Source organism: Moraxella caprae DSM 19149 (genome assembly GCF_000426885.1).
In the GTDB taxonomy this organism is placed as follows: Bacteria; Pseudomonadota; Gammaproteobacteria; order Pseudomonadales; family Moraxellaceae; genus Moraxella; species Moraxella caprae.
In genome coordinates, this window is record NZ_AUGF01000007.1 from 73,621 (window position 1) to 86,018 (window position 12,398).

Sequence of the window (12,398 nt, forward strand, 5' to 3'; positions counted from 1 at the left end):
CCATTTCAAATTTTAAAAACACCCCCATTTATAAACCTATCGTATTTTAAATACCTAAACATTTATCAAAATATTAAAAGGCACATCATGGCACACGAATACATCAGCATCAAAGGGGCAAAAACCCACAACCTAAAAGACATCAACGTGGACATTCCACGAGACAAGTTAGTCGTGATTACAGGTTTATCAGGTTCGGGCAAATCATCGCTCGCCTTTGATACGCTCTACGCCGAAGGGCAAAGACGTTATGTGGAGAGCTTGTCCGCTTATGCTCGCCAGTTTCTAAGTCAAATGGAAAAGCCTGATGTAGATAGCATTGAAGGTTTATCCCCCGCCATTGCCATTGAACAAAAATCAACCAACCACAACCCCCGCTCCACCGTCGGCACGATTACCGAAGTGTATGATTATCTGCGTTTGCTATTTGCTCGTGTCGGCACGCCCCATTGTCCTGAACACGGCTTGCCCATGGTCGCCCAAACAGTGAGCGAAATGGTGGACGACATTCTTGCCAAACCTGACGGCACTCGTCTCATGCTCCTTGCCCCTGTCGTGCGTGAGCGTAAGGGCGAGCATATTGCCCTATTGGAGAGCTTACAGGCACAGGGCTTTACCAAAGTTCGCATTGACGGGGTAGTCTATGACATGGACGAGTTGCCAACCCTTGCCAAAACGCACAAACACACCATAGATGTGGTGGTGGATAGATTTAAGGTGAGAGATGATTTGGGCAACCGAGTGGCGGAGAGTTTGGAGACCACGTTACGGCTAGGCTCGGACATTGCCATTTTACACGATATGGACGATGAGAGCGAGACGGTGCTGTCCGCCAAGCACTCTTGCCCTGCCTGTGATAGGGCGGTGAGTGAGTTAGAGCCACGCCTGTTTAGCTTTAACAATCCCGCTGGGGCGTGTCCGTCCTGCGATGGGCTTGGCAAACGCCAGTATTTCTCTGCCGAACGTATCGTTACCGAACCTGCCAAATCCTTAAATCAAGGGGCGATACACGGTTGGGACAAACGCCATGCGTATTATTTTGGGCTATTGACAACCGTTTGCACGCATTTTGGCATTGACATGGATAAGCCGTGGCAAGACTTAACCAAAAAAGAGCAAACCATCATTTTAAACGGTTCGGGCAAAGAAAAACTGACCTTTAATTTTACCGATGAGCGTGGGCGTAAAACAACCAAAACCGTGCCATTTGAAGGGATTTTACCGTATCTAGAACGCCGTTATCACAGCACCACCAGTAGCATCGTGCGAGATGAGCTTGCCCAATATTTATCCGATACGACTTGTAACGTGTGTCATGGTGTTCGCCTAAATGACATCGCCCGTAACGTCAAAGTGGACGGACGGGGCGTGGGCGACATCATTGCCCTGCCGATAGGGCAAGCGTGGGAATATTATGAAAACCTGCACATCGGCGGACACAAAGGCGAAGTGGCGGATAAGATTTTTAAAGAAATCCGTGAGCGTTTGGGCTTTTTGACCAAAGTGGGGCTAGAATATTTGACCCTTGCCCGATCTGCCGAGACGTTATCGGGTGGGGAAGCCCAGCGTATCCGTCTGGCAAGCCAAATCGGGGCAGGGCTTATGGGGGTTATGTATGTGCTTGACGAGCCGTCCATTGGCTTACACCAACGAGACAATGACCGTCTGTTATCCACGCTGACGCACCTGCGAGACCTAGGCAATACCGTCATTGTCGTGGAGCATGACGAAGACGCCATTCGCACCGCTGACCATATTATTGATATTGGCGTGGGGGCAGGCGTGCATGGCGGAAGTGTGATTGCTACAGGGACGGCGGACGAGATTGCCAAAAATGATGATTCATTAACAGGACAATATTTATCTGGCAAAAAACGTATTGAGATTCCCAAAATCCGCCACAGTGCCAAGACAGGCGAGATTAAAAAAGGCAAAAAAACCATTACCGAACCTTTATATATCCGCCTAGACGGAGCCAAGGGCAATAATCTAAAAAATGTCAACCTAGCCATCCCGATTGGCGTGATGACCTGTATCACAGGCGTGTCGGGTTCGGGCAAATCCACGCTCATCAACCGTACGCTCATGCCACTGTCCGCCACGCACCTAAATAACGCAACCACGCTCGTGCCTGAGCCGTATGACAAAATCACAGGGCTTGAGCACCTTGATAAAATGGTGGACATAGACCAAAGTCCAATCGGTCGCACGCCACGCTCCAACCCTGCCACTTATACGGGCGTGTTTACGCTCATCAGAGACCTGTTTACCCAAACCCCCGAAGCTCGGGCAAGGGGCTATAAGGCAGGGCGGTTCAGCTTTAACGTCAAGGGTGGTCGCTGTGAAGCCTGTCAAGGGGACGGCATGATAAAAGTGGAAATGCACTTTTTGCCCGATATGTATGTGCCGTGCGATGTCTGTGCAGGCAGTCGCTACAATCGTGAGACCTTAGAGGTCCACTACAAGGGCAAATCCATCTCGGACGTGCTTGCCATGACGGTAGAAGATGCGTTGGCGTTTTTTGAAGCAATCCCTGCTATTCATCGCAAATTAGAAGCCCTGATGCAGGTGGGCTTGGGCTACATTCAGCTTGGGCAATCCGCCACGACATTGTCAGGGGGCGAAGCACAGCGAGTTAAGCTCGCCAAAGAGCTTGCCAAACGAGACACAGGGCAAACCCTTTATATCCTAGATGAGCCGACCACAGGGCTACATTTTGAAGACATTGCCAAACTGCTTGACATTTTGCACGCCCTGCGTGATAAAGGCAATACGGTAGTGGTCATTGAGCATAACCTAGACGTCATCAAGACCGCCGACCACATTGTGGATTTGGGTTATGAAGGCGGTGATGGTGGCGGTCAGATTGTGGCACAAGGTACGCCTGAGATGGTGGCAGAAGATGAGCGGTCGCATACAGGTAGATTTTTGAAGAATGTTTTGGCGGAGAAAAAGTGATGTCATCATTTGATTTGGAAAAAGTCAAAAAAGATAGGCTAATTAGCACTTATACCATTAACCTTGAAAATTTGCCGATTGGCGATGATTATGTTTTGTACATTTGTCAAAATATAGACAGCAAACTTATCAATCAGGTGAATTTGATTGGCACAAACATTAGCGACAAAGTTTTTGAATGTTTGGCACAATTGCCCAAATTGGAATTTTTAAAAATTAACCAAACCAATATTACAGGGCAAGGCTTTTGTCATTTTGCAGGGCATAAAAAATTGGAAGTCATTTGGGCGGAAAATACCCAGCTTGACGATACTATTTTGCCTTTGATTGCCCAAATTCCCAATATGACTGCTTTTTTGATTGAAGGCACAAAAATCACTTGGCAAGGACTTTTGACACTTGCCAAGCACCCACACATTCGCCCTGTTGCTCGGGGCGGGCAATTTTCGGACGAGCAATTGGCTAAATTTCGCCACAGTCAGCGTGAATTTGCCAAAAAGAACAAAACGCCTGTTAATGCCGATGATTTGGCAAAAGTTACCGCACAGTTATTGGCGTTTTTTGAAGCCATTCATCGTTGGGAAGCACTTGCTGAGCCAGATTTTAATGATGAGATGATGCAAAAAAGCACAGAAATTTATCGGCAATTTTTTACCGAAAGTTGGCACAATACTCAAAGAATGCATTTACAAAGTGGCGGTAGTTATCAAGACCATAAAATCGTGGACAGCGAATATGTGAGTAAAAATCGCATTTATCTTTATACCGAAGATGATTTGAATAGCCAACGGCGGTTTTTGTTCATTCGCCAAGCGGACAATTCGTGGTTATTGGATAAAATGCAAATTAAGTTTGGTTATAAATGGGAGTCGTACACGCCATAGTTGGGGTGGGGTGGGCTGAGAAATTTTTTTAAAAATCCCTAGCATTTTTTGCTAAAATTGGTTAAAGTCAAAATCTGTTAAAACACTTAGGAATGCAATGTACTTATTCGACACCCACACCCATTTTGACGTACCCGAATATGACAGCAAGCGAGATGACTACAACCACACCGCCTTTACTCATGGCGTGCGTCATGTGGTGCTTATTGGCTATTTGGCAAAGTATTTTGACAGAATGAGACAGGTCAAATGCTATGCCGATGACCATTATTCAATCAAGCACCATTTGGCGTGTGGCTTGCACCCCTTATATATCAAAGAGCATGGCGATGATGATTTATATATTTTAGATAACTATCTAAACAAATATCCCAATATTGCCATTGGTGAGATAGGGCTTGACACTTATCCTGATGAATTAAAATCGGTGGATAATTATAATAAGCAATGCCGTTTTTTTATAGAGCAAATCGGCTTATCAAAAAGGCATGATTTACCCATTTTATTGCACATTCGCAAATCACACGCCGATACCCTAAAAATTTTAAAGATGCAAAAATACAACGCCCACAATCAAGGCGGTATTGCTCACAGTTTTAGCGGTGGCGAAAATGAAGCGTTGCATTTTGCCAAATTGGGTTTTAAAATTGGCATTACAGGGCAAATCACCAACCCCAATGCCAAAAAATTACGCCAAGCGGTAAAAACGGTGTTTGATAAAATTGGTATATCTGCTTTTGTTATTGAGACCGATTGCCCTGATATGAACCCTATTCCTGCTCAAATAGGCGGTAATTATTTTAATGAGCCAAAAAATTTAATATATGTTTTAGATGAGTTATCGGTATTATTTAATATGGATAAAGAAATATTGGCATATAAACTTTGGCAAAATAGCAATGACGCATTTAAAACTAATTTTGACTATGGTTAAATGGTTTTTTAATGGTTTTTTAATTCACTTAATTTATTTAAAAATCAATAAAATTTAAAGAGTAAAAATAAAATGACCAACCGCAGATTTACAGGCACCCGCACGCTATATCAAGATGATTTTGATAAATTTAGCAATGCTCACGTTTATATCATCGGTATGGGTGGCGTGGGGTCGTGGGCGACAGAAGCCCTTGCTCGCACCGGCATAGGCGAGCTGACACTCATTGACATGGACGTGTTGGTGGAGAGTAATGTCAATCGCCAACTGCCCGCTCTAACGGACACCTTTGGTGAATCCAAAATCGGCGAGATGACAAAGCGAGTGGTAGGCATCAATCCTGCTATCAAAATCAATGCCATTGATGAATTTATCACGCCTGATAATATCGATAAGCTACTACCAAGTATTGATGTCATAAAAGAATACAAAGCAAAAAAAAGACCGCTCATTATATTGGACTGTGTGGACGATATGAATGCCAAATTGGCAATAGCCCTATATTGTCGATTTAATAAAGTCAAGCTTATCATATCAGGCGGAGCAGGGGGCAAAATTGACCCTTTACAAATAAAGGTAAGTGATTTAAAAGACGTCTATCAAGATCCCTTACTTGCCAAATTACGCCAAAATCTAAGAGATAAAAATATCAATAAATCTTTAAAGGAAAAGTTTGGCATGAAGTGTGTCTATTCGTCCGAACCCTTAAAACTTGCCAATGAGTGCCAGAGCGGGCTTAACTGTGGTGGCTATGGTTCGGCAGTAACGGTAACGGCAAGTGTCGGCATGATAATGGCGAGCGAATGTTTAAAGATGATTGGTAATTTTTAACTTTATCTGTTATTATCTCAATTTGGCAATAAATATATTCACAAAAAACGAAGTTATCTTATGAAAATTTTACAATCCAAACATTATCATCCAAAAAAGATTTTTAATGAAGTCTATATGGACAATCAATATCAAATCGTGGCACAGGATTTGGAGCGTTCTACGTCCACGGATGACAACCCTTATTATCAGCTTTTATCGTCCATTTTACCTAGTGTTGATTTTCATGATATGGTGATTAAAAAAGACAAATTGGTGGATTTTGTTAAATGTACCGATTATCATCCTGTGGCGTTTGACAAAAAGAACCATGTATTTTATGAAAATGAAATTTGCTATTTTTATGATAAATATGGCTTATTTATTGTCGCCAGCGAAAACCTAAGCAATGAATATGATAAAACCATTATTGAATCAGGATTTTTGCGAATAGACCATATTTTTTATGACCCAAGAAATGAGCGTTCATTAATCAATATTCGCTCTTTTTTTAATGAGTATTTGCAAAAATACATCTCAAAAGATAGTAAAGTATTGCTATTATTAAAAGAAGGGCGAGATTTGGTATTTAAGCATCAAGGCATTAAACCTTATACGCTTGATTTGCAGACAATGTATAATGACGACTTTTTGCTTGTTCATGCTAAAATTAAAGATGAATTGGCACAAGGAAAAAAAGGCGTGGTATTATTGCACGGCTTGGCAGGGACGGGCAAGACTAATTATATCAAATGGCTCACCGCCCAAATTCCCGATAAGAATTTTATCTTTGTGCCAAATAATATGATTGGCGAGCTTGCCAAACCTGAATTTATGAGTATGCTCATTGAACAAAAAAATTCGGTATTGGTATTAGAAGACTGCGAAAATTATATTGCCGAGCGTGTCGGCGGTGGCAATCAAACGGATGTGGTGGGCATTATTCTAAATATCGCTGATGGGATATTGTCAGACGTATTAGAATGCCAGTTTATTTGTACCTTTAATGCTGATTTAATGGATATTGACCATGCTTTATTAAGGCGTGGGCGACTCATTGCTGAATATCAATTTGGTAAATTGTCCATTGAAAAATGCAATAATTATCTTAAATCCATTGGCAAAGACATCACGGTGGATAAAGAGATGACCCTTGCCGAATTAACCCATATTGATGAAAAAGAATATAAAGCGGTTGATGATAAAAAAGTGGGATTTGGGTTTGTTTAAATCTATTGGTGTTAAATTTTAGATAGATGAATAAGGGTAATTAAATTTGCCCTTATTTTTTATATTAATTTTTAATTGCTCTTAATAAACACCAGCATACCCATAACGCTGATTATTAACCTGAGTAACAAAGGTGGTGCCATAGCGTAAATGGGCGTTATCATGCCATTCATAAATAAAGCTATACGGTTTATAAAATTGATGTGTGTCATGCATGAGAGTTAAATGCAGTCGCTCTAAATCGCTAATGTCTTCGGTGATAAGGCGGTCATTATCAAGATAAATAAAATGGCATTGCGATTTTGCTTGTGGCGTGGTAAAAATTTGCTCACTAAAATGATGGTGGCAATATACCGCTTTATCCTGTCCGATATTAGGCGGAGCATAACTGACATAATCCACGTCATTAGGAATGTGGGGTGCTCATTTGGGATTGATGTGCTTGGCGTGGTAGTTAAGATTGGAGATATGGCAATTATCCGCCCCCGAGTGCGTATTTTGGATTTGATTAAATTCATCTTGGATTGTTTGAATGGTTTGTTTGTCGCCAATGATATCAAGGGCGGGCATATCAAAATCGTGATTGGTCATAAAATCCGCCCCATGTTTTAGGGCAATCTTGCTAAGCTCTTTGTGCATGCACATATCATGGCTGATATGGGTAAATTGGCTTTGACTATTGGGTGATAAAATCATGGCGATAATCGCCACGCATGATAGGGTGATAAGTAAGGGAGTGATAAATTTCATGATTGGCAATCTTTTTGATTTATCCTAAATCAGCCAAATAATTTTGTCAAGAATGGAGAATGCCTGCCTTTTAAACGGATGTTTTTGTTGTAAATACAAAGGGTGGGTAAGATCTATGTTTCATGGCTTTTTAAAAACCACTAAACAAAAAATTGATTTATTACAAAAGATAAAAAATAAAAAACAGCTTATAAGCAATTTTAAGCTGTTTTTTTGTGAAAAGGGTGTCCCAACCACTGCTTATCGAACGTATCAAAACGGTTGTTAGATTGCTTTATTTTGGCTTGTTTGGCAACTTCTTTGGGGTCTATGCCTTGTGTTAACTGCTCTTTGATTTCTATATTTTTGGCTCGTGCTTGTGCCAACGATAAGGCAGGGCATTTGCCTAATGTCTTTTCTTTTTACTTGCCATTGTGACTGTAAATTGATATAAAAACTTTTGTGCCTGTATGTCGCATATAAAGCCATAGCCCATTACCATCACTGATTTTATTGGGCTTATTCGGTGTGCATTTTTCATTGAACTGTAAGCGTTTAATGGCGGTATCTGTAAGGCTCATTTTTGGTATATTTTGGTTACGAAATCGTATACCAGTTTTTTATGGATGGCAATAGATTATGACGGACAGCCAAAGACAAGAAAAGGGCTAAACACAAGAAAAATCAAGGGCTATCGCACAATGTGAGATAGCCCTAGACTGTTATATGGTCGGAGTGGCGGGATTCGAACTCGCGACCCCTTGCACCCCATGCAAGTGCGCTACCAAGCTGCGCTACACCCCGAATAGGCGATTATTATAGCAGGTTTTTGGTAGATTGCAAGTGATTTTTAACTTGTATTGTGATTGTAAAGCAAAACCGCCCAATAAATTTGGGCGGTTTTGTATGGCGGTTTATCCTGCTTGATTGTCATCAGATGATGGGGTATCAAGTGGGGCGGTGTCATCGGCTTTGGGTTTGCGTTTGACGACTTCTGCCTTTTGGGCTGCCTTAGATGTTCTCTTGGCAGGGGTTTTGGCAGGTTTTGGAGTTTTTGCTTTGGCAGGTTTGGGCTTTTTGGGCGTTACCAAATTCAAAATCCCTGTTGGTTGTAGCAGTTGACCTGAGACGCTCTCAATCATGTCCTTATAACTGGCAGGACTGGTTTTGGTGGTCTCATCATTTGTCTTATCGTCAGTTTTATCAGCTACTTTGGGGGCTTTGGCGTCTGACATTTTACCGTCGTCTTTGGATTCATCGGTTGGGCTGATGATATCATCCAAGGCTTGCACCAAAGATTCTAAGGCGGACTCAGCGGATTCTAACACTTTATCCATGGTGTCGCTGGCAGACTCTAACAAGCTTGGCTCGGTAGTGTCATGTGTACTAGGCTCTGCCATGTCGCCTACTGGCAGGTCAGGGCTGTCCACAGGCTCAGGCTTGTGAGTTTCCGTGGCAGGGGTTGGCGTCTCATCTGCCACTGCATTCGGAGCAGATTCGCCTACCGTTGCATCACAGATAGACCCCTTACCTAGGTCAGGGTGCTGACCACGGGGATCGTTGCTGGCACGCTGAGCGATGGGGCGTGGCATGGTTTCGGTTTTGCCTTGTCCGATGTGCCATGCACGCTGTGCGGTGGTATGCTCGGCAAAGTCCGCCAGATATTCGCTTGAGAGTGGAGCGTAGCCATAGTTGGCGAACTGCTTGGCGAACGCCTGCTCAAACTCTTGCTCTCCGTCTGTCGCAGAGTGAGTCTCTGTGGGTTTGTCAGCGTGAATGGCGTCTACCGCACGCAAAAAGTGTGCCACAAAGTCATCACGCCATGCTTGGGACAGGGTGTCGCCCAGTACGCTTTGGATGAACTCGCCTGCCGTGCCTGTGATGGTCGGGCGAGTCGTGGTGGGGGCTGACTGTGCTTTGGTCAGACCAAGCTTCTCACGCAGGGCGACCGCCACGACTCGGGGGTCGTTGATTGCCTTATTCATCTCTTGGGCGAGCGTGGTTAGGCGTTCTGCACTCACGACATCAGCGGTTGGCATGTCTGCTTGTTGTACCATGTCATGAGCATTGGCACTTACTTCATCTGCTTGGGCGGATGTGTCTTGCCCTTTCTGATTTACCCCTGTATCATTGGCAGGTGTGGTAACAGGAGCGGTAACATTATCATCCACATTGATGGTTTCTGTCACCACTTCTGCTTGCACCGCCAAGTCTACCACTTCGCTGTCTTTGTTGGGTTTATCGGCGGGTTCGGCTTTTTCAGCTCTGGTGCGTTTTGGCTTGGGTTTGCTGTTGTCTAACGAGACATGCACCACATCGCCTGTCATCTCAGGCTCGATGATGGGACTGATGTATAGCACTACTTCATCAGGGTTGGCAGATTTGCGTGTGCTACGGTCAGCTTTGGCAGGTTTATCAGTATCCTTATCTGCTCTTGGCTCATGTTTTGATTCTGGCTTTGGCTCATGGGCTTGGGGTTTGGTTGCCGATTTGTCCATGCCCTTGCCTGTGCCTTTATCCGTTTCTTTGTCTGCTTTGTCGGCAGGTCTTAGTGTCTCGCCACGCACCATTTCGCCACGAGATTCACGCTGAGAGTTTGGCTCACGCTTGGGATAGTCTGGCTCTTTTCTGCGACGGTCGGTTTTTTCGTTTTTGTCCTTGTCATAGTTTTCGCGTTTGTCGGTCTTGTTCTGACTGTCACTGTCGCTGTGGTCACGTTTGGTCTTTTTCTTGTATTTGTCATCACGTTCAGAGCGAGCAGGGCGTTCTGTCTTGTCATGATGTTTGCCACCGCTCTTGTCGTGTGCTTTGTCGTCAGCTTTTGCTTCTTTGTGTTCTTTTTCGGGTAGAGCTAGGGTGCCAAACGAACCCAAGCTTACACCCCCGCCATTGACGATAGATTCGATGGCAGCGGCGGCGTCTTCGTTATTTAGGGCGTGAGCAAGGCGTGCCTGTGGTTTGGGGGCAAATAGGTTTGATAACCACGCCACGGCTTTGACTTCTTGGGACTGTTTGGGGGTTTCTTGGGGGATTTTGTCTCGTTTGTTGTCGCCTTTTTGGTCTTTGTTTTTGGCAGTGGCATTATCTGCCTTTTGCCAACGGTTTGCCACTGTGGTTGGTTCATCGGTTTTGGTTTGCCAGTTCACTTCATAGCCACGGTCAATGTTTTCACGCTCTTCAACATCAACAATCCGTTCATAGCTTGACGGGGCAAAGCCGTCTGGGTTGAAGTGCAGGCTAAAATTGGGCGATTCTAGATGAGCATGGGGTAAAATGGTAATGCGTGTGCCTGAGTCTTGTTCTAGATACACAAGGCTTTCACGTTTTTCGTTAAGCAAGAAGGCGGCAATCTCGGTCGGCACTTCGGCTTGAATCTCGCCCATACGCTCTTTTAGGGCAATCTGCTCAATTTGTCGCATGATAGACAGGGCAAGCGAACGCAAATCCCGTATCATGCCGTTGCCATGACAACGAGGGCATAGATAGCCTGTGGCTTCTTCTAGGGACGGACGCAGACGCTGACGGCTCATCTCCATCAGCCCAAATTTGCTAATCTCGGCAAACTGCACTCTGGCACGGTCGTAGCGTGTGGCATCAATCAAGCGTTTTTCTACGTCCTTTTGGTGCTGTGAGTCGTTCATGTCAATAAAGTCAATGACGATGAGTCCGCCCATGTCTCTTAGGCGTAGCTGACGGGCAATCTCATCGGCGGCTTCTAAGTTGGTGTGATAAGCGGTCTCGGAGACGTCCGAGCCTTTGGTGGACTTGGCGGAGTTGATGTCTATCGCTACCATGGCTTCGGTTTGGTCGATGACGATAGAGCCACCAGACGGCAGGCGTACTTCACGCTGATAGGCGGTCTCAATCTGGCGCTCTACCCCAAAACGGCTAAACAGTGGCTCATAATCGGTATATTTACGCAGTTTACCCATTTGGGTGGGCATGACGGACGCAATAAAATGCGCCGCTTCGTTATAGGCGTTCTCGCTGTCAATCCATACCTCGCCGATGTCATCACGCAGATAATCACGCACGGCACGAGTGACCACGCCTGCTTCTTGGTGGACAAGGCAGGGACTGGGGCGAGTGCGGTTTTGATCTTGGATGGCTGACCACGCATCAAGCAGGTGGTTTAGGTCGTTTTGTAGGTCATCAAAGCCCTTGCCAATCCCTGCCGTTCTTACAATCACGCTCATGCCACGAGGTATGGACAGACTGGCGATGATTTGTTTCATCTCATCACGCACTTTGCCTGAGATTTGACGGCTGATACCGCCCCCTTTGGCGTTGTTTGGCATGAGTACCAAATACCGCCCAGCCAGCGAAATGTAGGTGGATAGGGCAGCCCCTTTGTTGCCACGTTCTTCTTTTTCGACTTGAACGATGACGCTGTCGCCTTCTTTGATGATGTCTCTGATGTTGTCGGTGCGTGGGTTGCCTTTTAGGTACTCTGGGGCAATCTCTCTGAGGGGCAAAAAGCCTTGACGAGCCGAGCCGTATTCGACAAATACCGCTTCTAATGACGGCTCAACACGGGTAATATGCCCTTTGTAGATGTTGGCTTTTTTTTGTTCACGCGTACGATTTTCTAGGTCAAAATCGTAAAGGTGGTGGTCTTTGCACAGTGCCACACGAATCTCTTCGTTGTGGGTGGCGTTGATAAGAATGCGTTTCATGATGTTCCTTAAAAAAGTAAACATCAAGGCGGTAAGATAGGGCGTTGCCTATTAGACAAATGGTTGGGTTTTATGGTGTGTTAGGTTTGCAAAAATCGGGTACATAAGCACCCATGTTTTGGCTTTTTACAATAAAAATCTACAAAACTAAAAACCCATTTGGTAAATCATTACCAA

8 protein-coding genes, 1 tRNA gene and 1 pseudogene are annotated in these 12,398 nt (G+C 44.5%); 5 read left to right on the forward strand and 5 right to left on the reverse strand.

Going from position 1 to position 12,398, the window contains the following annotated elements:
• Positions 1-87: 87 nt before the first annotated feature.
• The 5 genes from uvrA (at position 88) to K941_RS0102820 (ending at position 6,816) form a co-directional block, all read left to right on the forward strand.
• Positions 88-2,958, forward strand: a complete 2,871-nt coding sequence (uvrA, locus tag K941_RS0102800; RefSeq protein WP_029102416.1) for an excinuclease ABC subunit UvrA — start codon at positions 88-90, stop codon at positions 2,956-2,958.
• Complete coding sequence (locus K941_RS0102805) at positions 2,958-3,842, forward strand: NTF2 fold immunity protein (protein ID WP_029102417.1); 885 nt, start codon at positions 2,958-2,960, stop codon at positions 3,840-3,842. Before uvrA ends, K941_RS0102805 begins: the two co-directional genes overlap by 1 nt.
• Before the next feature lie 97 nt (positions 3,843-3,939).
• The gene (locus K941_RS0102810) at positions 3,940-4,776 is read left to right on the forward strand and encodes a TatD family hydrolase (RefSeq protein ID WP_029102418.1); all 837 of its coding nucleotides are present in this window, start codon (positions 3,940-3,942) and stop codon (positions 4,774-4,776) included.
• 72 nt (positions 4,777-4,848) lie between these two features.
• The gene (locus K941_RS0102815; RefSeq protein ID WP_029102419.1) at positions 4,849-5,607 is read left to right on the forward strand and encodes a tRNA threonylcarbamoyladenosine dehydratase; all 759 of its coding nucleotides are present in this window, start codon (positions 4,849-4,851) and stop codon (positions 5,605-5,607) included.
• Positions 5,608-5,667: 60 nt separating this feature from the next.
• The gene (locus K941_RS0102820; protein WP_029102420.1) at positions 5,668-6,816 is read left to right on the forward strand and encodes an AAA family ATPase; all 1,149 of its coding nucleotides are present in this window, start codon (positions 5,668-5,670) and stop codon (positions 6,814-6,816) included.
• 81 nt (positions 6,817-6,897) lie between these two features.
• Here K941_RS0102820 and K941_RS0102825 read toward each other — a convergent pair whose 3' ends face one another.
• The 5 genes and pseudogenes from K941_RS0102825 to K941_RS0102845 form a co-directional block, all read right to left on the reverse strand.
• On the reverse strand, positions 6,898-7,218 hold the full coding sequence (locus tag K941_RS0102825) for a hypothetical protein (RefSeq protein ID WP_029102421.1): 321 nt from the start codon (positions 7,216-7,218) through the stop codon (positions 6,898-6,900).
• Positions 7,219-7,239: 21 nt separating this feature from the next.
• Positions 7,240-7,566, reverse strand: coding sequence for a hypothetical protein (locus K941_RS0102830; protein WP_029102422.1), 327 nt, complete (start codon positions 7,564-7,566; stop codon positions 7,240-7,242).
• A gap of 200 nt (positions 7,567-7,766) precedes the next feature.
• A pseudogene (locus K941_RS18070) lies at positions 7,767-8,126 on the reverse strand (Arm DNA-binding domain-containing protein).
• A 146-nt stretch (positions 8,127-8,272) separates the two neighbouring features.
• A tRNA-Pro gene (locus K941_RS0102840) sits at positions 8,273-8,349 on the reverse strand.
• Positions 8,350-8,459: 110 nt separating this feature from the next.
• The gene (locus K941_RS0102845; RefSeq protein ID WP_029102423.1) at positions 8,460-12,221 is read right to left on the reverse strand and encodes an Rne/Rng family ribonuclease; all 3,762 of its coding nucleotides are present in this window, start codon (positions 12,219-12,221) and stop codon (positions 8,460-8,462) included.
• Positions 12,222-12,398: the final 177 nt, after the last annotated feature.

Excerpts from the sequence above, each read along its gene's own strand:
- K941_RS0102830 (WP_029102422.1), bottom strand. The coding sequence starts at position 7,566 with ATGAAATTTATCACTCCCTTACTTATCACCCTATCATGCGTGGCGATT.
- K941_RS0102810 (WP_029102418.1), top strand. The coding sequence starts at position 3,940 with ATGTACTTATTCGACACCCACACCCATTTTGACGTACCCGAATATGAC.
- K941_RS0102845 (WP_029102423.1), bottom strand. The coding sequence starts at position 12,221 with ATGAAACGCATTCTTATCAACGCCACCCACAACGAAGAGATTCGTGTG.
- K941_RS0102815 (WP_029102419.1), top strand. The coding sequence starts at position 4,849 with ATGACCAACCGCAGATTTACAGGCACCCGCACGCTATATCAAGATGAT.
- uvrA (WP_029102416.1), top strand. The coding sequence starts at position 88 with ATGGCACACGAATACATCAGCATCAAAGGGGCAAAAACCCACAACCTA.
- K941_RS0102805 (WP_029102417.1), top strand. The coding sequence starts at position 2,958 with ATGTCATCATTTGATTTGGAAAAAGTCAAAAAAGATAGGCTAATTAGC.
- K941_RS0102820 (WP_029102420.1), top strand. The coding sequence starts at position 5,668 with ATGAAAATTTTACAATCCAAACATTATCATCCAAAAAAGATTTTTAAT.